We start from the raw sequence: 24,648 nt of genomic DNA, 5'->3' as shown, positions 1-24,648 counted from the left end.
TTTAGCTATCTTGGGTCAGGTGAGCGAGCCAGGCTAAAACAGTCTTCAGCCACGGTTGGCAGCCCTTCAAACAAGGGCTTGGCAAAATAATAGCCTTGAAACAGGTCGATGCCAAAATCGACCAGTACCGTGAGTTCAGCGCGGGTCTCGACGCCCTCTGAAATCACCTCGATATTGAGTCCGCGACACACATCCAGGATGCTTTTCACAATCAGTTGTTTGGTTTTATTCTGGTCTATGTCGCGGATCAGGTTCATGTCCAGCTTGATAATGTCTGGCTGCCATTCAGCCAGTAAGTTCAGGCCAGAATAACCCGCGCCAAAATCATCAATCGCGGTCAGAAATTGATGTTTCTTGTATTCGGTAAAAATGTTTTTTAAATGCGCATGGTCGGTGATTTTTTCTGCCTCTGTCACCTCAAACATGATGCGCTTTTTATCAAAACCGAGTTCATCACACACGGCGAGAGTGGATTGAATACAGTTTTCAGGGTTGTAGACTGCGTTTGGTAAAAAATTGATGGACAGAATCTGGTCAAAATGTAACTGATTGGCGAGCCTGATGGCTTTTGAGCGGATGGTTTGATCAAAGCTATGGATACTGGAGGCGTCAATTTGATCCAGAATGAACGCCGCGGGCTGGTTTTCCAGGCCACGTACCAATGTTTCATATCCCCAAATCCGTTTGCGCTCGAAGGCAATAATGGGTTGAAACGCCATTGAAAAGTCTATCCCCAGGTGTTGAGGATTGCATTTTCCACATTGCATTTAGGGTTCTCCTGTACGCAGTCACCAGCTTCTTGCTACCTGATGGGATGCGGTCGTTCCAGCTAGGCGATGAAACTCAAAAATAAATTTAATACTTTAGGGATATTAATACGCACCGTTGCAGCTTGATCAGTTGAAAAGCATTATATTTGATGCTCATATAATTCAACAAAGCTTGTATATGTATGCTTTGTTGATCCGCTCACGATAATTCCTACGCACTGCAATCCCCATTCAAATAGGCGAGCTCAATATCGGTGAAGCCGGCAAGTTTGCGTGCTGCAAGATTGAAGGGTGGGCGCAGTTTGGGCGCATGGTATTGTTGGCGCAATTGTTCAAAGGTATCCACCAGGTCGAGCTGGCGTTGATCACACAAATAGCCAAACCAGCGATTGCCTATCGCGACATGACCGATTTCATCGCGCAGGATAATATCGAGGATGGCGGCGGCGGCCTGGTCGCCAGCTTGTAACAGTTTTTGTTTGAGCGGTGGGGTGGCATCCAGGCCACGGGCTTCCATGGTGCGTGGAACGAGCGCCATGCGGGCCAGGACATCGGCCTGGGTTTTTTCGACCATCTCCCACAGGCTGTTGTGACCATCAAAATTGCCATAATCAAAGCCCAGCTGCTGCAGATGTTGGCGCAGTAGCGAAAAATGATAAGCCTCTTCTTTGGCCACTTGCAGCCAGTCGCGGTAATACGCTTCAGGCATGTCGGCGAAGCGCCAGACCGCATCCAGGGCCAGGTTGATGGCATTAAATTCGATATGCGCCAATGCATGAATCAAGGCGGCGCGGCCTTCGGCCGTGTTCATGGCTCGGCGCTGCACTTTGGCCGGCGCCACCAGCGCCGGGCGTTCAGGCCGGCCGGGAATACTCTGGTCGTCTGCGGATAATGCCTGCTGTGGCCAGATTTTCAGCGCGCCAGTGAGGCAGGCTTGCCACAGGGCAGCGACCTCAAGACATTTTTGTTGCGGGTCCCTTAGGGTCAGGGTTTGCAGGGCGCGGGTTCTCAGGCAGTCGTTCGTCATAGCGTTCGAATTTTACCGTGAATTGGCTGCCAATGTGACCACTGACAGGATGTGCCAGCCCCGGAGTGACTGTGATGCTGGCGTTATGATGTTCGGCAATTTCGGCCACGATAGCGAGCCCCAGGCCGCAGCCATTGCCCTGATTCGGGTCCAGCCGGTGAAAACGCTCAAAAACCAGGGTGGTTTGATCGGCAGGAATGCCAATGCCACTGTCTGCCACTTCCAGCACCAGAAATTTTCCCGCTTGCGATAATCGGATCTGCAACAGGCCTTGTTTGGGGGTGTATTGAATGGCGTTTTCCAGCAGGTTGTTTAAGAGTTCAGAGAGCATGAGCGCATCGCCCAGCACCTGATCCTGCTGGGTTTCAATCATGACATCGAGCTCTAACTGTTTGTTACTGGCTGGCCCAATCCAGCGCGCACATTCATCTGAAATGATTTTGGTGAGTGACACTGGCTGAAATTGCAGCTGCGAAACAGCAGCATCGGTTCTGGCCATGGTCAACAGCCGCTGTATCAGGTGTGACAAGCGGGTGGTGCTGCGCAGCATGTAATTAAGCGGCTCTTGAATGGCCTCAGGCGGCTGGCTGCGCAAGGCCAGTTCAGCCTGGGTTTGCAGCCCGGCAATCGGTGTGCGCAACTGGTGTGAGGCATCGGCAATAAATTGCTGCTGCTGTTGCAAGCCTGCCTTGACCCGTGCGAGCAGCGCATTCATCGCTTGCAGCAAGGGTTGCAGTTCGTTTGGCGTCGCTTGCGTATCCAGCGCGCTCAGGTCACGGTAAGAGCGTTGGTGCAAAGATTCCCTGAGGTCTTGCAAGGGTTTGAGGGCAAAATAAATGCCCAACTCAATCACAATGGCAGCCAACAGCATCATGAGCACTTGCGGCAACAGCATTTCTTCGACCATTTCGGCCACCATGGCATCCCGTTTGCCCGTGGTCTCGGCCATGCTGATCAGAATGTTGCGCGCATTGGCCGCCTCGCTCTCTGGCAGGCCAAAGGTCACGGCGCGGATCGCTTCGCCCTTGTAGTGGCTGTTATAGTAAACCTGCTGGTTGCCCGCAGGCAGTTGCTTGGGTAAGGGTAAATGCGCTTCGCCAAACACCAGTTTACCCTTGGGGTCGCTGATTTTGATGTAAATGTGATCGCCTTCGTTATAGCTGAGCAAATGGCTGGCGACCTCGGGGATCTCAATTTTGACTTGGTTGTGGCTGTCAATAATCACCTCATCTGCCAGCGCGAGCACAGTCCGCAACAAGGCCTGGTCGTAGGCCTGTGTGGCGTAGAGCAGGGCGCGCGAGTAAGACAAGGCGGCAGAAACGCCCAGCACAACCAGCATGGGCAGCAACAGCCACAAGCGCAGCTGGCTTTTGAGCGAAAGCGGGGGCATCATGGTCTGCTCACCCTTTAGGACTGCGCATGTTGTTCGGCTTCCAGCATATAGCCCAAGCCGCGCACTGTGCGGATATTGGCGCCACTGGGCTCAATTTTTTTGCGCAGACGATGGATATACACTTCAATGGCATTATCGCCGAGTGTTTCATCCCAGTTGCATAACGATTCCATGATTTGCTCTTTGGCAATAATTTTACCCATGCGCATCATCAAGGTTTCTAGCAAATGCAGTTCGCGTGCAGACAGGGTGACTGGTTGGTCATTGATGGTCGCCAGTTTGTTGGCGACATCCAGTTTCAAGTTGCCGCATTGCAGTGGCAGGTTATTGCCCAGCTTGCTGCGGCGGATCAGGGCACGCACCCGCGCTTCGAGTTCTTCAAGGTGGAACGGCTTGGTGAGAAAATCATCGGCGCCGATATCGAGCGCTTGTACGCGTGTCGCGACATCTTCTCGCGCGGTTAAAATGAGGACGGCAATCGGGTTGGCTTGCTGGCGCAGGTGCGACAATATCGTCATTCCGTCCATGGTGGGCAAGCCTAAATCCAGAATCACCAAATCATATACATCATCATTAATTGCCCGTAGAGCTTGCTTGCCGTCTGTCACGTGGTCAACGGCATATTCCGCTTGCGTCAATGCACGTACCAGACCGTTTGCAATCACCAAATCATCTTCCACTATTAATAGACGCATCGCTTTCACCTGCTGGTTTGAATACGCTCAGTTTACCTCAATGCAAGCCGGATTGACGGGTTGTAAGCTTGGTGCAAGGCGCGCGTAAGTTAGCTGTAAGGCCCGAGGCGTATCGTGTGAATCGTTGACAGCGCAGAAGTAAAGACGCTGACCAAGAAACACCAAGGATCAAAGGGTTGGAACCTGATAAGGAGTGATCATGAAAAAACGCATGTTGCTGATCATAGGAATGACAGGATATTTACTTTCGATGCCCGTGTGGGCGGGGACAAATCCCTCACCACATGACCAGGTAGAAATGCAAAGGCATCTGAAAATCGCCAAACACGCTGGTGCGCAGCCAGCGGTCAGTTCCCAAAAGGAGATTGACAAAAAAACTGCGCAAACCAAGTAACTGTGAAGTTGCCTAAGCGCGCTGAATTCCCTGCAGCGTCGTTTAGGCAATCAGCGGTTTCGTGTGTATCCTCTCACTTTAACCACGCTCTGCGTGGTTTTTTTTGCCTGTTGCAACCCACAAAAATGCCAGGCCACGGCCTGGTATCTCTGCTGATTAGCGCAAAGGAAGAATATCCAGTTCGCCTGCTTTCATATCCGGCACTAGCAGATGATGGTCATCCTGGCTAAGCGCGATGTCGGCTGCAGATTGGTAACCTTGCTTGATCAAGGTAACTTTATGTTGTGCATCCACCTTGAAAATCTTGCCGGATTTCCAGTCGCTGACATAAATCGTGCCATTGGCCTGCCTGACCAGGCCATCACCGCCGCCAAATCCGCGTGCCATCTCTTGCAGTGATTTGCCTGCCAGGTCGTAGCTGTATAGCACCCCCGAGGTAAAGTCGACCAAAAGCAGGTGTTCGCCCTTGGCATCGGCCAGCAAACCATTTGGCGCCAAAATGCGCTCATCGATCTTGCCATCCAGCAGCAGGGTTACCTGGCGTTGCGGGGTCACTTTGTAAACGGCACCACCTTTTCCTGTGCCCAAAATGTCGCCGCTATCGCTGATATACAGATTGCCATTGGCATCTGCCGCCAGATCGTTGAGGAATTGTGGCGGTTTGGTGAACTCGTTGGCAGATAAAAACACTTCTGCAACCGCGCCTGGCTGATTGAGCGCGACGCGCAGTACCCGCGTTTTGTCCGCAATATACAAGTCATTGGCAATGATCACCAGGCCTTTGGGGTCATCCAGCCCTTGCACCAGGACGGAGGACTGACCATGGTCCAGTACACGGATTTGCCCGTCGCCATCCTGGCCAAAGCCATTGATTTCTGACACATAAATTTTGCCATCGGCCGCTTGTACGACGGACTCGGGCGTCAGCAGACCTTTGACCGGCTCCAGGGGGTGCGCATGGCTGGCCAGGCTGGTCAGGGTTAGGCTGCTGGCCAACAGCCATTGTATCCATGACGGTGTGTTCGAGATGAATGATTGCATATTTTCTTTCTAGAACAGCGCCTTAGGTTGTGACAGCGTATCAATGCTGTTGCACAAGGCTTGGTAGGTTTGAACGGGCGCAGCTACGACAGAGGGCTCATAAGCCGGGTTTTGCTGGATTTTCTGGATCACTTGCTCAAATGCCTGCTGGTAGGACTGGCGGGCAAAATTCTCTACATTGTAGGTCAGCCAGCCACGCGACTGGCCTTCGCCTTTCACCGTCATCAGTGGTTTGCCTAGCGCGCTATCCGCAGCCGGGGTGTTATAAACTCTGGCCGTGATCTCGCTGTAAAACACGCCAGTTTGCGGATTATAAAACATATTGGGTTCGATCACGACCAATGCCTGGCCTTGTGCTTCGGCTTGGCAGCTGGAGGTGGTGTAATGTTGTGCCTGAAAGCTGTTCAAGCCAACCGACTCTGCAATTTCAGCGCGATTGTGCCAGTAAACTAAATAGGGGTTGAGCAAACGCACCGGATGCTGGTAAAAAGACTCTGGCACCTGAATGACCAATGAAGGCTGGGCACCGGCCTGGGTGACAGGCGTCAAAGCCAGGCACAGGGCGCCGCTTAAATACGTTAAAAGACGTTTCATTTCAATCTCCTCAAACAATTCACCCAGACCAGAACGGGTCTGTGGCATAAATTTTTTATTGCAGCGTTTTCTCACGGATACGGTAAATCCAGCCGGTCAGGTCATCACTCACATAGAGCCAGCCATCCGTGCCGACGATCACGTCTACCGGTCGGCCCCAGGCCTGATTGTCTTGCAGCCAACCCTCAATGAATGGGACGGTTGCGACAGGTTGTTGGTTCCTGAATTGTACACGCAGCAAGGCGTAGCCGCTGGGCTGTTTGCGGTTCCATGAACCGTGCAGCGCGACAATGGCATCCTCACGCATTTCTGCGGGAAGCCGGCTGTGCTGCAAAAAAGTGATGCCTATCGGTGTGCTGTGGGCGGGGAGTAGCAGGGCGGGCGCCTGCGATTGTTGGCAGGCTGCTGCGGCGCCTGGCATATTTGGATCTGCAAACAGCTTGCCCGCCTGTGCCGGATCGCCCCAGCAATAGGGCCAGCCATAGGATGTCCCGCCTTCAATCTGGTTCAAGTGCTCTGGTGGCAGGTCATCATCAACGGCGCCATGAGCATGGCTGCTGCGATTGTCGGCACCATTGTTGGTGGCAAACAGCGCACCTGTTTGTGGATGCCAGGTGAACCCCTGCGTGTTACGCAGTCCGGTCGCCCAGACCGCGCTTTGGGCATGCCAGCCCAGCGTGACCAGCGCACCGGCAGGGCGGCCATCTGCGGCAAAGCGCAGTAATGTGGCGCGTAGCGGGTTGTCTTCCACACAGACATTACAGCTGGAGCCCACGTTGACAAAGACATAGCCATCTGGCGACACCTTGACCGTTTTGAGGGTGTGGCCGCCACTGGGCAAGTTTCGGATAAATGGCTGTGGCGGCCCCCAATGGCTGTCTTGCCAGGGCAATTTCACCACGCCGGTTTGCTCCGCAACCAGCAGGTCTTTTCCTAGCAGGGTGAGGCCTTGCGGAGCATTGAGTCCTTGTGCAATCACCTCGGCATGACCCGTTTGGTCTAGCCTCAGAATACGGCCAGTGTCCGCCAGACTCACCAGTAACTGACCTTGCGAATCCAGCGCCAGCATGCGAGGCATGCCCCAGGCGCTCACATCACTAAAGCGCTCAATTTGCAGTCCGGCAGGCGCCTTGAGATTGCGCAGGGCGTCTGTCGCCAGAGGTTGCGCGGTGGCAGTATGCAAACCGGTTGCCATGCCCAGGCCGATCAGCATCAGGCCAGCCAATAGTGACTGCTGTTCTCTGACAGCACTGAGCACGGCAGTCATCATGTCAACGTATCTGCCCAGATATTCTGCGCCCAGGCCTGGGCATATTCCCCTTCCTGCACGCTGGCCTTGGCTGAAACGCCGCCGCCCTCTGCAGACACCATGCTTTTCTTAACAGGGTCATAACGATAAACATTGGCGACATGCATGGCCTGCTGGTCATCGACAAAGCTGTAGCAGGTATTGGCAAACACCGGCAGTGGATTGGGCGCGTGACCGGTTTGCATGGCGATGATGGCTGCGGCACACACCTTTGCATGTGAGGTCGCCATATGGGCGGATTTGGGCAAGCCAGCAGAAATACTGTCACCGATAATATGCATGTCCGGTTGCAGCGTAGAGGCATAGGTGACAAAGTCCACCTCACACCAGCGTTGATCCACATTGACCAGCCCAGCCACTTGCGCAACCTTGCCTGCCAGCTGTGGCGGGATGACATTCAGGACATCGGCCTTGACTGATTCAAAGTCAGTTTTGACTGTTTTGCTCACCGGATCCAGCTGCAGAATGGTACTGTTGTTGTGGTATTCAATCAGGTCTTTATACACCCCCTGAAAACTCTGCAAAAACAAGCCTTTTTTCGACACGATATCGGCATTGGCATCCAGAATAACGACTTTGCTACGCGGTTTGTGTTGTTTGAAGTAATGCGCCACCTGGCAAGCGCGCTCATAGGGGCCGGGCGGGCAGCGATAAGGGCCGGGCGGGATGGTCATCACAAATACGCCGCCATCCGGCATCTGCTCCAGTTGCTGCCGTAATTGCAAAGTTTGCAGGCCAGCTTTCCAGGCATGAGGGATGTCGGTCACTGGCGTGGTCATGCCGGTGATGCTTGCGTAATTGAAATCAACGCCGGGGGCCAGAACCAGGCGGTCATAATGCAGATGACCGCGCGTCAGCTGTACTTGTTTGTTGGTCAGATCAACACTGGTGACCGTGTCTTGTACCCAGTCGATGCCATGCTGTTTGCGTGACAACGCATAGCTAAAACTCAAATCGTCCAGTGTGCGGCTGCCGCCCAGGACCAGATTGCTTTGCGGGCAGGAAATGAACTGTGGATTCGGTTCGATCACAGTGACTTTAAGATTGCCCATGCTCCAGTCGCGTAAATATTTGGCGGCCGTGAGCCCTGCAAAGCCTGCACCAACCACGACAATATGGCCAAGCGGTGGTTTACTCGCGCGTGCAAACGCAGGCAGACCATAAAAGGCCAGACCGCCATAGACGATGGAACGTACAAATTGTCTGCGGCCATTGGGCGTCAGGGGGGCTTGTTCAAATGCGGCGGTCATCACTGTCTCCCTAAAAAAGATTGCTTGGGCAAGGCGGGAGGCGTCTGTCTGGGTTGTTGTGCAAAATAGGTCGCCAAGTCCGCAATCTCTTCTGTTGTGAGTCCTTTGGCATGATGGTGCATCACCGTCGCGCTGACCGAGCCGTCTTTAAAGCCCTGCATGCGCTGGATAAAATAGGCTTGATTGAGCGCAGCCAGTGTCGCTGTGCCGCCCAGGCTGTTGCCGGCCGGGCCATGGCAGGCGGCACAAGATGCTGCCAGCGTTCGGATCGCCTGCGGGTCTTGCGCATACGCGCAGAGGCCGGCGCAGGCAAGATAAATGAAAAACACACTGCTGAATAATGACTTCATGCTACCCCCGTCACACATGATGAATTTGAGCTCACATTATTCTGAATGGGCATGGTGATGTGAGTGACTGCGGTTACACAGCGGATGCCATGATCACCCATACTGGCACCTGACCCGCAAACAAAAAAACGGCCATGAAACTCATGACCGTTTTTATCAACACCCTCTCGCCAGTTCGAGGATTAGAAGCATTTTTCTTCCTGGCAGCCATCATCTTTGGTGCCTAACTGGGTCAGTAAATCTACCATTTTCTGGTTATTTTCTTCTCTGAAGTAACGAATCAACGAAACATCGCCTTTGAGTTTCTTGTTCACATCTGCGCCTGCAGAGGCCAGATATTTCATGGTTTCAGTATCGCCAATAAATGCGGCCATATGAAACGCGGTATTGCGGCTGGCCGGATGCACATAGTTCAGATCCGCCCCTTTGGAAACCAGGTATTTCACCACATCCAGTTTGCCTTTGGATGCGGACATTTGCAGGGGTTCCCAGGCAAAGAACTTCTGGTTGACCAATGAAGGGTCAGCTTCGACAAACTTTTTCACGACTTTGATATTGCCACCCGTCAGCGCCTCGGTAAACTCCATATATTCATCATCGGTCAATGCAAACGCTTGCAAGGCAAATGACAGTGAACACAAGGCCAGTAAAAACTTAATTGATTTCATAATCTCTCCAAACACCTGATTTTCATTTTTTAAAAATAACCACTTTTTTGGCCTCGTGAAGTCGCCGGTAACGGCCGGTCGACTCCGCTTAACCTACAAACTTGCGTGCGTTTCTGAACATGCGCATCCAGGGGCCATCTTCCTGCCAGCCATCTGGCCGCCAGGAATGCTGTACCGCTCTAAACACACGTTCAGGATGTGGCATCATGATGCTGAAACGACCATCTTGCGTAGTAAACCCGGTCAAGCCCTGAGGCGAACCATTCGGGTTAAACGGGTAAACTTCGGTCGCTTGCGCAGCATGGTCCACATAACGCACGGTTGCCAGTTGCTGTTGTAGCACACTTGTGACCGCGCCCGCATCAGTAAATTCCGTAAACCCTTCGCCATGTGCCACAGCAATCGGCATGCGGCTGCCTGCCATGCCGTCAAAGAAGATAGACGGCGAGGTCAGAATCTCGACCAGGGCAACGCGTGCTTCAAACTGTTCGGACTTGTTGCGCACAAAGTGCGGCCAGTGCGCAGCCCCTGGAATAATGCTGTGCAGGTTACTCATCATCTGGCAACCATTACAGACGCCCAGTGCAAAGGTGTCTGCACGGTTAAAGAAGGCGCTAAATTCATCGCGTGCACGCGCGTTGAACAGGATGGACTTGGCCCAGCCTTCGCCTGCACCAAGCACGTCCCCATAAGAGAAGCCACCGCAAGCCACCAAGCCTGCGAAATCCTTGAGTGCCACACGGCCGCTGATGATGTCGCTCATATGCACATCGACGCTGTTAAAACCTGCGCGGTCGAACGCAGCCGCCATTTCGGTTTGGCCGTTGACACCTTGCTCACGCAAAATCGCCATGTTGGGGCGTTTGCCGGTGTTGATATACGGTGCCGCAATATTGTCATTGAGGTCAAAAGTCAGCTGCGCATGCAAGCCGGCATCGTCGGCATTCAGGATGCAGTCATATTCCTGTTGGGCACAGGCCGGGTTATCACGCAGGCTCTGCATGCGGTAAGTGGTTTCAGACCACATGCGGTGCAGGTCTATGCGTGATGCCTGGTAGCGTGCTTGTTTAAGCGCGATGACAATGTCCTGGCCCGCAGTGACTTGGCCGATGGCGTGCACACAGTCACCCAACTGCTGTTGCAATTGCTGGACGATGGTTGCCGTATCGCTGGCGCGTACTTGCAGAACTGCCCCCAATTCTTCGTTAAACAGCAGGGCAATGTTGTCGCCAGCCAGGGCGCTGAGGTCAAGATTGAGGCCACAATGGCCGGCAAACGCCATTTCTGCCAGTGTGACAAACAGGCCACCATCTGAGCGGTCATGATAAGCCAGTAGTTTGCCTTCGTGATTCAGTTGCTGGATCGCGGCAAAAAATGCTTTCAGTTGTGCCGGTTGGTCGACATCGGGCACGCTGTTGCCTAACTGTTGATAGACTTGAGCCAAAGCCGAGCCGCCCATGCGGTTTTTGCCATTGCCCAGGTCGATCAGGATCAGTTGGCTGTCGCCGAGATCAGTGCGCAGTTGCGGCGTCAGGGTTTTACGCACATCTGGCGTATTGGCAAAGGCAGAGATTACTAGTGAGATGGGGGCTGTGACCGCTTTGTTTTCACCTTGATCTTGCCAGACCGTTTTCATACTCATGGAGTCTTTGCCGACCGGGATGCTGATGCCGAGCGCCGGACATAATTCCATGCCCACGGTTTTCACGGTGGCATACAGCGCGGCATCTTCACCGGCATGACCGGCAGGCGCCATCCAGTTAGCGGACAGCTTGAGGTTGCCAATGTCACTGATTGCGGCGGCGGCAATGTTGGTGATGGCTTCACCAATGGCCATGCGGCCGGAAGCCGGTGCGTCGATCAGCGCCAAGGGTGCCTTTTCACCGATGGCAAATGCCTCGCCGATATTGGTTTCAAACCCGGCACAGGTCACCGCCACGTTGCTCACGGGCACTTGCCACGGGCCGACCATTTGATCGCGGGCGATGAGGCCGGTCACGCTACGGTCACCAATGGTAATCAGGAAGGTTTTATCTGCCACACCCGGTAAGCGCAGTACACGCGACACGGCATCATGCAATACCACGTTGCCGGTATCAAACGCTGGTAGCGTCTTGTTCACGGATTTGACGTCACGCAGCATTTTTGGGGGTTTGCCTAGCAGAACAGACAGATCCATATCCACCGGCTTATTATCAAAATGACGGTCTTCCACCGTCAGATGACGTTCTTCCGTGGTGACGCCGACGACGGCAAACGGACAACGTTCGCGCTCACAAATTGCTTCAAATAAGGGCAACTGGTCTTGCGTGACGGCTAGAACATAGCGCTCTTGCGCTTCGTTGCTCCACAGTTCGCGCGGACTCATGCCAGGCTCTTCATTATGCACATCACGCAACTGGAACACGGCGCCGACTTTGGCATCATTGACCAGCTCAGGGAAGGCGTTGGAAATACCACCGGCACCCACGTCGTGTATGCTCAAAATCGGGTTGTTATCGCCCATTTGCCAGCAACGATCAATCACCTCTTGCGCACGGCGTTGCAACTCCGGGTTGCCGCGTTGCACAGAGTCAAAGTCCAGGTTTTCCGTGTTGGCGCCAGTATCCATACTGGAGGCCGCGCCCCCACCCAGGCCAATCAACATGGCCGGCCCGCCCAGTTGAATCAGGGCTGAGCCGGGGGGAATGCTGTTTTTATGGCTGTGGCTGTCAGAGATATTGCCGACCCCACCTGCCAGCATGATCGGCTTGTGATAGCCACGCATTTCGCGCTTGCCATCGGCAGTAGGCGTTTCGAGTTCAAAGGTACGGAAGTAACCGGCAATATTGGGGCGGCCAAATTCGTTGTTATAAGCGGCCCCGCCTAAAGGACCGTCTATCATGATTTGCAACGGGCTGGCGATACGGCCAGGTTTGCCATAATTGGTTTCCCAAGGCTGTTTAAAGTCAGGCAGGTTCAGGTTAGAGACCGAGAAGCCGGTCAAGCCTGCTTTCGGTTTAGAGCCTATGCCGGTGGCGCCTTCATCACGGATTTCACCGCCTGCACCAGTCGCTGCCCCGGCAAAGGGTGAAATGGCAGTGGGGTGGTTATGCGTTTCCACCTTCATCAGGTAATGCATGTCGTCTTCGACAAACTGGTAGCTGTGATCGGCTGCCGGATAAAAACGCTTGGTTTTCTGGCCTTGTACAATTGAGCTGTTGTCAGAGTAGGCAACCACTGTGTTGCCAGGATTGAGTTTGTGTGTGTTGCGGATCATGTTGAACAGCGACAACTCTTGCTGTACGCCATCAATCACCCAGTCGGCATTGAAAATCTTGTGGCGGCAATGCTCGGAGTTGGCTTGCGCGAACATCATGAGTTCGACATCGGTCGGGTTGCGGCCCATTTTGCGGTAGTTTTCCAGCAGGTAATCCACCTCGTCTGGCGATAAGGCCAAACCCATCTCGCTATTGGCAGCTTCAAGCGCCGCTTTGCCGCCAGCTAAAATATCCACACTGGATAAAGGTTTAGGGTCGGCATGGTGGTAGAGTTTTTCTGCATCCGCCAGCTGGTAGACCACCGTTTCTGTCATGCGGTCCTGGATGGCAGTGCGCAAGGCTTGCTTCTCAGCTTCGGTCAATGCCTGTCCGTTCGCAGTGGTCACGTAATAGGCAATGCCACGCTCCAGACGCAGCAGATGACTCAAGCCACAGTTGTGCGCAATATCCGTCGCGCGTGAGGCCCAGGGCGAAATCGTGCCTATCCTCGGAATCACCAGCAGCAACTCGCCTGTCGGGGACTCGATATCCGTGTGCGGTCCGTAAGTCAGAATCTGGCGCAGGGTGTCTTGCTCGCTCACGCTCAAGGCGGACTCGCTAAACGCAAAGTGCACGAATTCGGTGTAAATATGGGCGATATTCGGTGCGCTGGCTTTGAGGGCGCGATACAGTTTATCGAGACGGAATTGAGAGAGGGCGGCGCTGCCGCGCAGGCTAAGGAATTGCGCTTGACTAGACATGAGGCGGTTGGATTTTTCAATGAAAATTCAAACCGCCATTTTAACAGAAAGCGCGTCTGATATCGAATGCGCCAAAGTGCCTGCCCAAATAAAAACCGCAACCATGCGGTTGCTGTTTGACTGATTGCGGGGACGATAAAAAATTAGTCTTTGCCGATTTCGTAGACTTCTTCTTCGGTTTCCCCAATTTTGCCGGTCACTGCGTCGACTTCGACTTCAATTTCCTTGCCGTTGGCTTGCTTGATATCAAACTCATAGACAGGGTTGCCGTTTTCAAGCTCATATTCGATGCTTTCCACGTCACCTGGATATTTGTCCAGCGCAGTTTTCTTGGCTTGTTCCATCGTCACTTTGGCTTTGGATTTGAATTCGTCGCTGTTAGGGTCAACATCCACTTCTTCTTCAAATACCTTGCCAGTTTTGGCTTCACATTCTACTTCCCATTCTTTGCCATCTGTACCGACAATGTCGAACTCATAAATGGCACCACGGCCTTTTTCAATCTCGGCTTCCAATGAGACGACTTTGCCCGGATGTTTGGCCAATGCGGCTTTCATGCATTTTTCCATCGGACCATTATGACTGTGGTTGTTAGCCTGTGCAGACAAGCTGAATAAAGCGGCAACGGCTGCAATCACTAAAGACTTGTTCATGGGTAGAGTCTCCTTATTTTTAAGTGGAAGATTCACTTTAACATAGATTATATTTTCCTGTTTCTGTTTGAAATCAAGAAATTTCAATAGCCAAGTGCACGAGCCGTTTGGTAAAAGGCAAAGCTGACCAGCCATGCCAGCATCAGGGACCAAGCCAAAGACAGCCACATAAAACCGCTGCTTTTACTTTCGGATTTAAGTGTGGCGATGGTCGACAGGCAGGGCGTATAAATCAGTGTAAACAGCATAAAGCTCATGCCTTGTACCCAGTCGATATTGCTGGCAATTTGTTGGCTAAGCGCATCCCCTTGCAGGCCATAAATCACGGCCAGCGAGCCGACCACGATTTCCTTGGCAACAAAACCAAAAATCAGGGCAATCGCCAGTTGGGTGTCAATGCCAATGGGGTCCAGCACGGGCGCGAAAAAGCGGCCTATGCTCCCGGCCCAGGTTTCAGGGCTGGCTGGCGTGGCAGAAAAAGGTAAATGCGTGAGTAGCCAGACCAGCACCACACCAATCACAATAAATTTGGTGGCGCGTGCCAGAAAATGTTTTACCTCTTGCCAGCCGCGCATCCAGATTTGTTGCGGGGTAGGGAAGCGATAAGGCGGCAGCTCAAGCACAAACGGCTCGCGGCTTTGAAAGCTGCGTTTGAACAGGACCGCCGTGATAAAAATGGTGGCAAAACTGACCAGATATAGCGAAAACAGGACCAACGCGGCTTGTGACGGCGGGAACAGAATGGCGATGATAAATAAAAATACCTGTAATCTGGCTGAGCACAGTGACAGCGGTATCGTCAGCATGGTCAGTAAACGCATGGGGCGGCTGCGCATGACGCGAGTGCCCATGAGTGCGGGCACATTGCAGCCAAACCCCATCAGCATCATGACAAAGCCGCGGCCATCCAGTCCCATTTTGGCCATCAGCGTATCCATCAGGAAAGCCGCGCGTGAGAGATAGCCGCTGTCTTCTACCATGCTCATGACCAGGAAAAACAGCACAATAATGGGCACAAAAGCGGCCACCGTACTAAAACCGGTATACAAGCCGTCCAGCAACAGTCCGTTTAGCCAGCCCGGCAAGAAGGCCAAAGCTGGTTCCAGCGCCTGGCTACGCAGCGTGTCAAACAGCCAGCCCATGCCTTCTTGCAAAGGTGCGCCTACACTGAAAATAAACTGGAACAGCAAAAATACGGACAGCAAAAACAACGGCAGCCCGAACCAGGGATGGAGCAGAACCTTATCGAGACGGTCGGTGAGTGTGTGGTTCAGTTGAATAGGAAACTGCACGCTCTGATCGATTATGTGGTGCATTTCCTGCTCAATGGCATTCTCGAGTTCGAGCTTGCGGGCAATACTGTCAGGCGAGGTCAGATTAGGGTGCTGCAGCATGGTCTCTGCCGCCAGCTGTAGCGCTTCCGGGCAGCCTTGCCCGTACTTGGCGCTAATGGTACGCACAGGCATGCCTAACTGCTTGCTCATGGCCTGGGTGTTGATGGTGATGCCGGCCCGTTTGGCCTCATCCTCCATATTGAGCAACAGGACTGCAGGCAAGCCCAAGGCACGGATTTGCAAGGCGAGTGAAAGCTGGCGGTCGATTTGCGCACTGTTGAGGATAATCAGCACCAGATCAATCTGGTGATGGCTCAGGAAATGCCTGACCACGTGTTCATCATCAGAAAAGCCGTGCAAATCATACAGGCCGGGTAAATCGATCAGCTCGGCAATATGTCCCCCCAGCAGCAGCTTGGCGCTCATCAGGTCGACCGTGATGCCAGGCCAGTTGCCGACGCGCGCAGACGCACCACTCAGGCGGTTAAACAGGGTGGATTTGCCGGTATTCGGCATCCCAAGTAAGGCGACACGTTTCATACGGCAGGGGAGTCTAACAGGTCAACGGGGTGTAAATGAATGGCACTGGCATCGTGCAGGCGGATGATCACATCCGTGGAGCCGATACGGACATGTAACGGCCCATTAAACGAGGCCTGTCTGATCACCTCTATGCGCTTACCGCTACGAAATCCAAGGGCATTCAGGCGTTGGGCCAATGCTTGCTCTGCATGAATGCGGTCTACGATGGCAGTCTGCCCTGGTTTCAGTGCGTCTAGATGCATGGTTGCGTTCAAATGAGAATAATTCTTGATTGTAGCTTAGAATGACAATGAAGGAAATTGTTCATTCGATCTTTTCTCAAGTTGCGCGCTCAATCGCGACATCCATCACACACAACAAAAAAGCCAGCAATGGCTGGCTTTTTGCAGACTCAGAACGAATCCGGCTTATTTTTTCTCAAGGCCGCTCACGTCAATTTTGGCTTTGTCTTTGAGGCTCAACATGTATTTTTCGAGTTTACGTTGTTGAATGGTGCGCTCAAGACCTTCCTGAACTTTATCATAAGCAGGCGCTTGCAGTGCACGGGTGTCTACCAGCTTGATCACATGCCAGCCAAACTGTGACTGCACTGGCTCAGGTGTGGTTTCGCCTTTTTTCAAGGCAACCAAGGCTTCAGCAAAAGGCTTGACCATGCCAGCTGGTGAGAACCAGCCCAGATCGCCCCCTTTGTCTTTGGAGCCTGGGTCCAGAGATTTTTCCTTGGCCACTTTGGCAAAGTCAGTCCCTTTTTTCAGGTCAGCAATAATAGCTTTGGCTTCGGCTTCTGTTTTCACCAGAATATGGCGGGCGTTGTACTCTTTGTCACCCAGTTCTTTTTTGTATTGCTCGTAAGCTTCTTTTTTCTCGGCATCAGTCACAGGATTTTTCTTGATGAAATCACCCAGGAAAGCATTCACTAGTAACTTGCGACGAGCCAATTCTTCACTGACCACAAAGTCAGGCAATTTATCGATGCCGGCTTTTTGCGCTTCCTGATAGGCCAATTCAGAGCCAACCAGTTCATTCACCACGGCTGCTTTCATGCCATCGTTGGCTTTTTGGCCTGTACGCGCTTCAGCATCCTTGAGGATAAACTCTACCCAGGATTTCTTGATCGGTTTGCCATTGACGGTGGCTACCGCGTCGGCATCCGCCGCATACACATGTGGCATTGCGCTTAAGCAAGCAATTGCCAACAATACTTTCAAAAATTTCATGCAATATCCTTAAAATAACGTTTTGAATTAGGTGCGATATTAAAAAACAGGATTGTTTCAAATAAATGACTCATCGGTCGATAAGGCTGTAATACTGAGCGCGTGGATGCGATGAGGCATTAAATCTTGCAAACATTGATATACCATGCGATGGCGCATTATCTGTGATTTTCCTGAAAATAGCGAGCTTTTTACCGTGATGGTAAAGTGTCCGCCGCCAGTATTTCCTGCATGTCCCCGGTGCAAATCACTGTCATCCTGAATCTCGATGTGTTCCGGTGTCAGGCTTTGCAACCGCTGCTCTATTTCAGCGCGCAGCATCACGGCAAAGTCTTTCTAAACGGTTTAACGGTCACTTGACCATAGACGCCTGCATGCTTAAACGGATCGTCATTGGCCCAGTCTGTGGCCGCCTGTAATGAGTCAAATTCAGCGACAATCAGGCTACCACTAAAGCCCGCTTCACCAGGGTCTACGCTGTCTATGGCTGGCAACGGGCCTGCTAAAACCAGGCGGCCCTCGTTTTGCAATTGTTGCAATCTGGCCAGATGCGGCGGGCGATGTTGCAGCCGCAATGGCAAGCTGTTCGGGGTGTCCTGTGCGTAAATCATGTAAAGCATGGTGGCATTCTTTCGCTGCGGCAGTCGATAAAGTCTGGCTAAACATTTAGTCAGGCGGGCGGCTGATTTTGTTCAACCCAATGCGCTCTTAGCGCAAAGACTTGCACGATCATAAAGATAAACATAAGGCTGGTGGCCCCAAACAACTTGAAGTTGACCCAGTCGTCTTCGCTGTAGTGAAAGGCAACGTAGAGGTTCAATATGCCCATGCCGATTAAAAAGGCAATCCAGTAGAGATTTAGCTTGTCCCAGGTGGCAGCAGGCGGCGACATCATTTTGCCCAGCATGCGCTCAATCAGGTTGCGCTTGAAGGCATAGCGACTGAAAAGCAGGGCCAGTGCCCCAATCCAATAGATGGCAGTCGGCTTCCACATGATGTAGGTTTTGTCATGCAGCAGCAAAGTGATACCACCGAGAACGGTAATCACGGCGCCGTTGATGGCCAGCATCTTGTCTATTTTGCCGCGTTTTAGCCAGATCACGCCGATCAGCAAGAGCGTACTGATCATGGCGACCGCGGTGGCTGCAAAGATGCCTGCTTTTTTATAAGCGATAAAGAACAGGATGACGGGGAGTAAATCAGTGATGATTTGCATGCTTGGCTTCAGTACGCTGAATTCTTGCTATCTGTGAGGGCACTATTTTGCTATGATTCTTGTCATAAAGTAAAGTTTATATGTAGACAATCCTGTCCCCGCACAACAGCGTAGTCTCTCTCATTCAATATGTCCGTTCCGATAGATTTGCATTGCCACTCCACACTCTCAGATGGCCTGCTCTCGCCAGAGGAGCTGGTTGCCCACGCCGCGAGCAAAGGCGTGCGTGTGCTGGCGCTGACGGACCATGACGAAGTCGGCGGCCTGGCGCGCGCACGGATTGCCGCTGAGCAGCATGGCATTACACTGGTGAATGGTGTCGAAATCTCGGTGACCTGGAAAAAGCGGACCTTGCATATCGTTGGCTTGCGCATTGATGCGAGCGACCCGCAATTAATCACCGCCTTTCAGCAAGTACATGCGGCGCGCGATACGCGTGCCCGGCAAATGGCCGAAGGCTTGGCCAAGGCTGGTATTGCTGGCGCCTACGAAGGTGCGAAGCAGATTGCGGGAAATAGTGTAATGACGCGCAGTCATTTTGCCCAGTTTATTGTCAAGCAAGGGCATGCTAAAAACATCAAGTCTGTCTTTAAAAAATATATGGTCAAAGGCAAGCCGGGGTTTGTTAACCATGAATGGATGAGTCTGGAACAAGCAGTGACCTTGATTCGCCAGGCTGGCGGTGTCGCCGTGCTGGCACACCCTGGCCGTTATGATCTGGGCTTCGTCAATATGCATTTGCTATTGCACGAGTTCAGGGGCTACGGCGGACAGGCCATAGAAGTCGTGACTGGTAGCCATCAGCCGCCGCAGTTCGATCAGTTCGCAAAACTGGCCCATCGCTTTGACTTGAAGGCATCTCAAGGCTCTGACTATCATGGCCCAGGACTTTCGTTCATGGAAATGGGCCGCTTGCCCGCCTTACCGGCCAATTGTGTCCCCCTCTGGCAGGATTGGCCCGAGGCAAGTCTGCTGCAGTAGTGCTTGATGGCCCAGTACTTTATTATTCATGCGCAAAACCCGCAGGCGCGGTTGATTCAACAAGCGGTACAGCTGTTGAAGCAGGGCGGTATTCTGGCTTGTCCGACTGACTCCAGTTATGCCTTGGTGTGCCTGATGGAGTTCAAGGACGCGCAAACACGCATCCGCCGGTTGCGTGGTGTGGATGATGATCACCCCTTTACGCTGATCTGCCGTGATCTAGCCGAGATTGGCACCTATGCCAAAGTGAACAATAGCCAGTTTCGGCTACTTAAAGCCTTGACCCCAGGCGCTTATACCTTTTTGCTTGAGGCTAGCAGAGAAGTGCCGCGCCGCCTGCATCACCCCAAACGTAGCACCATCGGTTTGCGTGTGCCCAAGCATATTGTGACGCAAACCTTGCTGGAAGCGCTGGATTCGCCCATGCTGAGCATGACCTTGCAATTACCCGGTGACGAGGCGCCCCTCTCGGTCGGATGGGAGATTCGGGAAGCGCTGGAACACCAGATTGATGCTGTGATTGACAGTGATATCGTGCACGTGGGGCCCACCACGGTGCTGGATTTGACCGAAGATCCGCCGTCGCTGGTTCGGGCAGGTGTCGCGCCCTGGCCTTAATGTTGTCTGAAAGCTATTTGCATGGAAGAACTGACCGTTGTACAAAAAATTGCTGCCTACGCACTGCCTATCCTGTTTGCGATTACCGTGCATGAAGCTGCTCACGGTTACGCTGCCAAATATTTTGGTGACTTGACCGCAGAGCGCATGGGCAGGATTACGCTCAATCCCTTCAAACATATTGACCCTATTGGCACCATTTTATTGCCTGCCATCAGCATTATGTTTGGCGGCATCCTGTTTGGCTGGGCAAAACCGGTGCCCGTGAATTTTGGCCAGTTACGCCGTCCCAAGCAGGATATGCTATGGGTGGCCCTGGCCGGCCCCGCGTCGAATTTTGTCATGGCATTGCTTTGGGGCTTGGTGTTGGCGAGGGTGGGACAATTTCCAGACGCTGCCCAGGCGTATGTGTCGCAAATGAGTCTTGCAGGTGTACAGATCAATCTGGTGTTGCTGGTGCTTAACCTGTTTCCACTGCCACCGCTGGACGGTGGCCGTATTGCGGTGAGCTTATTGCCCATGTCCGCGGCGATCAAATTTGCCCAGCTCGAGCGTTACGGCATGCTGATACTGATTGCACTCCTGTTTACCGGTATTTTGGGGATAGTGCTGTCGCCGGTACTGCGCTTTTTTCAGCATTTGCTCACTGTGTTGGTGTTCTAACAGCGAGCCCAACTTGGTTGATTCGTTGCGGCTTGAGTCGCTGCCTCTGCCTTTCAAGCCTGAGTTAAATCAGGTATTGATCATTAATCTTGGCTATATTTTTAAGCCACAGTGGACTCAGAGGGCACAATAGCCAAATCGACTCGCTTTGGGAGTAAATTCAACGTTTCAGCCGTCATGACAACGCTCACATTAATGCTTGATCGCGTCCAGCGTTAGCTTGGTTGGTACCAAAGCGCGCTCTGCTTTTGCGGCCACTGGCGGTGCGAGGGCGATGCGATCCTGGCTTAGGCCTGCGGCCAGCAATTGCTGCTGAATTGCGTTTGCCCGTGATTTGGCTAAGGCCTGTAAGTCCGCTTCTGAAACCGGGATACTGGTCGTCAAGGTCTCTTGTGCCTGTTCATAAAATCCGGCCGGTGTTTTTTCCAGCTTTGAAGCAAGCCGCTTTAGCAGGCCTTTGTTGGTTAAGCGGTCATGCAAGGCCTTGAGCGCAGATTGCACTTTGGGGTTGTTGAGGTCTATCGGTCCGGGTGTCTGGTCTGCCTTCAGTACGATGCCCATTTCCGCAGCCACTTGCTTACGCAGGCTGCTTTCCTGCAGGGCGCGCGTATCTGCAGCGATATCGTAAGCAGGCACCACACCCAGCTTCAATTGCTGGCGTTTGTTAAGTGCGCTGCTCACTGCTTGCAGTTTTTCCTGCTCAGGCGGGGATAAAGCCGCCGTACCGGGATCAAACACAATGGCCTCCAGCTTTTCACTGCTGCCAAACAGCTTACCCAAGGCGCTAAATGGTGCTGTCACGATTTTGGTCAGAATGTTGGTAAAGGCTTTCCAGACAATCCCGCCTATGCTGAACTTGGGGTCATCCAGGCTGCCACTGACTGGCAGGTCGAGGTCAATGACGCCATTGCTGTCTTCAAGAATGGCAATCGCCAGATCCAGGGGGAGGTTGGCGGCATCCTTGCTGTCTACGCGCTCGCCCAAGGTCAGTTTGTGAATAACGAATTTGTTTTCTCCAGCCAGCTTGCGCTGCTTGATCTTGTATTCGAGATCGACAGACAGCTTGCCTGAGGTGATCTTGCGCCCGGCAAATTTGCCGGAATAGGGGGTTAGCCGGTTCATTTCCAGATTAGTGAACGCCAGTTTAAGGTCGGTAAATTCGCCGGTGTTAAATGGCTGCAAGCTGCCACGGATGCGGGCAGCGCCATAGTCATCCACCTTGCCATCCATCTCTACCTGGGCTGTGGAAGCCGGGTTGCTCGAAATGCCGTTAATCACCCCGCCCAGATTGTTAATATGCGTGCCAAATGGCTGCGGCAATGACAAGTCGGCAAAGTCCAGTTCGGCATTGTTGATCCGCACACTGTCTATATTGACCGGAAAATCACTCTGTTTACTTGCGTTTGCCGCCGCGGTTGCTGCGCTTGTACTGGTCGATGTTGTTGCATTGCCATTGCTCGCAGGCGGATGGTCAGAAGCGGGCGCAGTACGCATGAGCTTGCTTACGTTCAGGCTGCGATCGGCAGCAATCATAAACTTGGTCTGCGGTTGGCTCACACTCAAGGTGTCGATTTGCAATTTGTTCGGTGCCACTGATAGCGATACACCGTCTGCCTGTAAGGTTTGCCAGCGCAAGAATGGTTGCTGGCTTTCTTCCTCAATAATCGAGAGCTGGTTGACGGTGAAACCGCCATCAAAGCGGGTTGTGCCTTGCGAGGATTGTTGTAACCTGCCTTCTAAACCGACTGCGCCATCTTCCAGTTTGAGTAAGGCGACTTGTGCTAGGTAGGGCGCAAAGGGTTTTAAAGATAACTGACTGAGCTGTGTTTGCAGGTCTGCTTTAAACGGGGCCGCCGCGATCTTGCCTTGCAGATTCAATTGACCGCCTTGTTTGACCTTGAAGCCAGCCTTGACTGGGAGCCAGCGTGTCAGATTCTGGTTCAAGTCAGTCAGCGAGAGTTGACCATCGGTCACATCCAGGATCATGGGGCTTGAGGTCGATTGATCCTCAATATGCACCTCAGCCTGCTGCAAGGCTAGTTGTTTGAGGTGATAGGTCCAGGCAGTTTTCTGCGTTGTCGCGGTGGGTGAAGTCGCCGTGTTCTTGGGGGCTTCTGCCGGGACTGTTGCGAGCAGGGTTTGCCAGTTCAAGCGCTGGTCGGCCTGGCGAATCACCGAGGTTTTCAGACCGCTTAACTGGATCGCCGCGACCTCAGCTTTTTGTTGCGCCAGCGCCAGATGTACTTTGCCTACCGATAGCTTGCCAAGTTGTGCCAGCGTTTGTTTATCCGATTGCAGCGCGAGTTGGCTGGCATCCAGTTGCATGTTACTGAGCGTCAGGTCTTCAGCATGATCCAAGGCCAATTGCAGATTCATGTCGCCTACAGTTGCCTGCAGCGGTTTGGCAAACTGGTGGCTGGTATAGGTCAGGTGCCAGTGCGCGAGAGCTATTTCGTCAATGTTCAAATGGAACGGCTTACTTTCAGCTATTTTCGCTGTTTGCTCGGCTGTGGGTTGGGTGGTTGACGTATTTTTTGCGACGATTGGTTCGAAGCTCTGTTGCCAATCCAGCAAGCCAGAGGCCAGCTGCGTGGCGGATAATTGTCCCTGATTGAGATGGACGAGCCCGATCTTTGCACGACGGTCAGCCAGGTTGAAACTGGCGTGTTCCAGCGCCAGTTCAGGCAGGCTGAGCAAGGTTTGCTGGCCATGCTGTACCTGCGCCTGTTGCAGATGAACATCCAGATTTTCAAACTGAAGCTGTGCTTGTTTATCCAGCGTGAAACTGAGACTGGGCAGTGACAGCTGGCTGCTGGCCATTGAGACGACCGCTTGCGGCTTTTGTAGCTTGAGCTGATTCAGGGTCATGTCGATACCATGACCCTGCAGGCTGAGTTGCGCAGCAGGAAGTAGCGTCAGCTGTTTGGTGGTGACCGTGAATGAGGCCCAGCTAAGTTTGTCCGCTGGCGCCACTGTCGCCCCCAAGTCCTCAATGCGCAGCTGGACATCACTGAGCTGCAGCTTTGGTTGTTGCTGATGCATGGAAAATGCATAGTTCAACTGACCAGAAAAAGCCCCGGTCTCAACTTTAACGGGCAGCGCCGCTGTGTTGACCCACTGCATCACCTTGGCAATTTGTAACGCCTCAATCGCCAGTTGCCCTTGCGATGCGAGGGGATTGACGCCGAAATTACCTTTCCACTTCACGGTGCCGCCCTGATAGGGCAGTTTTGCCGCGATCAGGTAGTCGCCGCGGTCTTGGGGCAGGGTAGAAAAGCCTTCCAGTTCAAAATCCAGCGGCTTGAGGGAGGCACGCAAAGGCTGGTCGTGCTGTGCATCCAGGTATTCAATATTGCCCTGGCTCAGGATGATTTTTTCAATGATGACTCGGGGCAGGTCCTGATCTGGCGGCGAGGGGTTTTCATTGAGTTTGGCGATCAGGTCTGCCCAGTTGAGTTTACCTTGTTTGGAGACCATCACATTCACATGTGGGCCTGTCAACTGGATCTGCTTGAGTTTCCATGCCCATTTAAACAGTCCGCTGGCCTCAAGATCGACCACTAGTCGGTCAAACGCAGCCAAGGGCGCGCCTTGCTGATCAGTGAGTGAGAGTTTTTCGATGGTGGTGGTCAAGCTGAAGGGGTCAAATGTGACCTTGTCGACGCTAGCTTTGCTGGCCAGCTGTGTTTCGGCAACCCAGGGCAACAGCCATTTGGCCAGCGGGTTCAAAGCCAGCCAGGCAAACAGCAGGTAAAAAACCACCAGTCCGGCGACGATCCTCAACGGTACTGACAATGCGATTTGCGCCAGTCGGCCCGACTGAGGCAGGCGAAAACGAGAAGAATAGGAACGCAAGCGATTGAGCATAGGCGATAATTTAGCAGAATTTAAATGTTTATAGCGTGATCGCGACTGGCCTGGGCAAATCTTGA

23 protein-coding genes are annotated in these 24,648 nt (G+C 53.0%); 4 read left to right on the top strand and 19 right to left on the bottom strand.

Features of this window, described 5'->3' with window-relative positions:
• Positions 1-5: 5 nt before the first annotated feature.
• The 4 genes from Q9292_RS07705 to Q9292_RS07690 form a co-directional block, all read right to left on the bottom strand.
• On the bottom strand, positions 6-719 hold the full coding sequence (locus Q9292_RS07705) for an EAL domain-containing protein (RefSeq protein ID WP_313986529.1): 714 nt from the start codon (positions 717-719) through the stop codon (positions 6-8).
• 262 nt (positions 720-981) lie between these two features.
• Entirely contained in the window at positions 982-1,797 is an 816-nt protein-coding gene (locus tag Q9292_RS07700; RefSeq protein ID WP_313986527.1) for a ferritin-like domain-containing protein, read from the bottom strand.
• The gene (locus Q9292_RS07695; RefSeq protein WP_313986525.1) at positions 1,724-3,190 is read right to left on the bottom strand and encodes a sensor histidine kinase; all 1,467 of its coding nucleotides are present in this window, start codon (positions 3,188-3,190) and stop codon (positions 1,724-1,726) included. Before Q9292_RS07695 ends, Q9292_RS07700 begins: the two co-directional genes overlap by 74 nt.
• A 14-nt stretch (positions 3,191-3,204) precedes the next feature.
• Positions 3,205-3,885, bottom strand: coding sequence for a response regulator transcription factor (locus Q9292_RS07690; protein WP_194748303.1), 681 nt, complete (start codon positions 3,883-3,885; stop codon positions 3,205-3,207).
• Between the two features lie 199 nt (positions 3,886-4,084).
• On the opposite strand from Q9292_RS07690, the gene Q9292_RS07685 reads away from it, so the two are divergent.
• The gene (locus Q9292_RS07685; protein ID WP_275355984.1) at positions 4,085-4,279 is read left to right on the top strand and encodes a hypothetical protein; all 195 of its coding nucleotides are present in this window, start codon (positions 4,085-4,087) and stop codon (positions 4,277-4,279) included.
• Positions 4,280-4,435: 156 nt separating this feature from the next.
• Here Q9292_RS07685 and Q9292_RS07680 read toward each other — a convergent pair whose 3' ends face one another.
• From Q9292_RS07680 to Q9292_RS07615, 14 genes are all read right to left on the bottom strand, one after another.
• A complete protein-coding gene (locus Q9292_RS07680; RefSeq protein ID WP_313986521.1) occupies positions 4,436-5,320 on the bottom strand; it encodes an SMP-30/gluconolactonase/LRE family protein in 885 nt (294 codons plus the stop codon).
• 9 nt (positions 5,321-5,329) lie between these two features.
• The gene (locus Q9292_RS07675; protein WP_194748300.1) at positions 5,330-5,914 is read right to left on the bottom strand and encodes a hypothetical protein; all 585 of its coding nucleotides are present in this window, start codon (positions 5,912-5,914) and stop codon (positions 5,330-5,332) included.
• A gap of 55 nt (positions 5,915-5,969) precedes the next feature.
• Positions 5,970-7,184, bottom strand: a complete 1,215-nt coding sequence (locus Q9292_RS07670) for a PQQ-dependent sugar dehydrogenase (protein ID WP_313986518.1) — start codon at positions 7,182-7,184, stop codon at positions 5,970-5,972.
• The gene (locus tag Q9292_RS07665) at positions 7,181-8,473 is read right to left on the bottom strand and encodes an NAD(P)/FAD-dependent oxidoreductase (protein WP_313986516.1); all 1,293 of its coding nucleotides are present in this window, start codon (positions 8,471-8,473) and stop codon (positions 7,181-7,183) included. Before Q9292_RS07665 ends, Q9292_RS07670 begins: the two co-directional genes overlap by 4 nt.
• Positions 8,473-8,823, bottom strand: a complete 351-nt coding sequence (locus tag Q9292_RS07660) for a hypothetical protein (RefSeq protein WP_313986514.1) — start codon at positions 8,821-8,823, stop codon at positions 8,473-8,475. Before Q9292_RS07660 ends, Q9292_RS07665 begins: the two co-directional genes overlap by 1 nt.
• A 182-nt stretch (positions 8,824-9,005) precedes the next feature.
• Positions 9,006-9,491, bottom strand: coding sequence for an ankyrin repeat domain-containing protein (locus tag Q9292_RS07655; protein ID WP_194748297.1), 486 nt, complete (start codon positions 9,489-9,491; stop codon positions 9,006-9,008).
• A gap of 88 nt (positions 9,492-9,579) precedes the next feature.
• The gene (gene purL, locus Q9292_RS07650) at positions 9,580-13,491 is read right to left on the bottom strand and encodes a phosphoribosylformylglycinamidine synthase (RefSeq protein WP_313986511.1); all 3,912 of its coding nucleotides are present in this window, start codon (positions 13,489-13,491) and stop codon (positions 9,580-9,582) included.
• A gap of 143 nt (positions 13,492-13,634) precedes the next feature.
• Positions 13,635-14,144 carry a PepSY domain-containing protein gene (locus Q9292_RS07645; RefSeq protein WP_275355973.1) on the bottom strand — a complete coding sequence of 170 codons (510 nt, stop codon included), beginning with the start codon at positions 14,142-14,144 and terminating at the stop codon, positions 13,635-13,637.
• A gap of 83 nt (positions 14,145-14,227) precedes the next feature.
• The gene (feoB, locus tag Q9292_RS07640) at positions 14,228-16,018 is read right to left on the bottom strand and encodes a ferrous iron transport protein B (protein ID WP_194748294.1); all 1,791 of its coding nucleotides are present in this window, start codon (positions 16,016-16,018) and stop codon (positions 14,228-14,230) included.
• Positions 16,015-16,263 carry a ferrous iron transport protein A gene (locus Q9292_RS07635; protein WP_194748293.1) on the bottom strand — a complete coding sequence of 83 codons (249 nt, stop codon included), beginning with the start codon at positions 16,261-16,263 and terminating at the stop codon, positions 16,015-16,017. The genes feoB and Q9292_RS07635 overlap by 4 nt, the downstream gene beginning before the upstream one ends.
• 165 nt (positions 16,264-16,428) lie before the next feature.
• Positions 16,429-17,238 carry a peptidylprolyl isomerase gene (locus Q9292_RS07630; RefSeq protein ID WP_313986508.1) on the bottom strand — a complete coding sequence of 270 codons (810 nt, stop codon included), beginning with the start codon at positions 17,236-17,238 and terminating at the stop codon, positions 16,429-16,431.
• Between the two features lie 57 nt (positions 17,239-17,295).
• Positions 17,296-17,559, bottom strand: coding sequence for a BolA family protein (locus Q9292_RS07625; RefSeq protein WP_194748291.1), 264 nt, complete (start codon positions 17,557-17,559; stop codon positions 17,296-17,298).
• Positions 17,559-17,858, bottom strand: a complete 300-nt coding sequence (locus Q9292_RS07620; RefSeq protein ID WP_313986506.1) for a YciI family protein — start codon at positions 17,856-17,858, stop codon at positions 17,559-17,561. The genes Q9292_RS07625 and Q9292_RS07620 overlap by 1 nt, the downstream gene beginning before the upstream one ends.
• A 50-nt stretch (positions 17,859-17,908) precedes the next feature.
• The gene (locus Q9292_RS07615) at positions 17,909-18,454 is read right to left on the bottom strand and encodes a septation protein A (RefSeq protein WP_275355966.1); all 546 of its coding nucleotides are present in this window, start codon (positions 18,452-18,454) and stop codon (positions 17,909-17,911) included.
• 129 nt (positions 18,455-18,583) lie between these two features.
• Between Q9292_RS07615 and Q9292_RS07610 the strand changes: the two genes are divergently transcribed.
• Genes Q9292_RS07610 through Q9292_RS07600 form a run of 3 tightly spaced genes read left to right on the top strand, consistent with a single transcriptional unit; the run spans position 18,584 to position 20,716 of the window.
• A complete protein-coding gene (locus Q9292_RS07610) occupies positions 18,584-19,435 on the top strand; it encodes a 3',5'-nucleoside bisphosphate phosphatase (protein WP_313986504.1) in 852 nt (283 codons plus the stop codon).
• Between the two features lie 6 nt (positions 19,436-19,441).
• Positions 19,442-20,053: an L-threonylcarbamoyladenylate synthase gene (locus Q9292_RS07605; protein WP_194748287.1), complete on the top strand. Its 612-nt coding sequence runs from the start codon at positions 19,442-19,444 to the stop codon at positions 20,051-20,053.
• Positions 20,054-20,074: 21 nt separating this feature from the next.
• The gene (locus Q9292_RS07600) at positions 20,075-20,716 is read left to right on the top strand and encodes a site-2 protease family protein (RefSeq protein ID WP_313986501.1); all 642 of its coding nucleotides are present in this window, start codon (positions 20,075-20,077) and stop codon (positions 20,714-20,716) included.
• A 192-nt stretch (positions 20,717-20,908) separates the two neighbouring features.
• Here Q9292_RS07600 and Q9292_RS07595 read toward each other — a convergent pair whose 3' ends face one another.
• On the bottom strand, positions 20,909-24,511 hold the full coding sequence (locus tag Q9292_RS07595) for a DUF748 domain-containing protein (RefSeq protein WP_313986499.1): 3,603 nt from the start codon (positions 24,509-24,511) through the stop codon (positions 20,909-20,911).
• Between the last annotated feature and the right edge of the window lie 137 nt (positions 24,512-24,648).

The organism is Methylophilus sp. VKM B-3414, from assembly GCF_032248435.1.
Lineage (GTDB): Bacteria > Pseudomonadota > Gammaproteobacteria > Burkholderiales > Methylophilaceae > Methylophilus > Methylophilus glucosoxydans.
The sequence above is the reverse complement of the archived record's forward strand: the minus strand, read 5'-3'. Positions and strand labels throughout refer to the sequence as shown.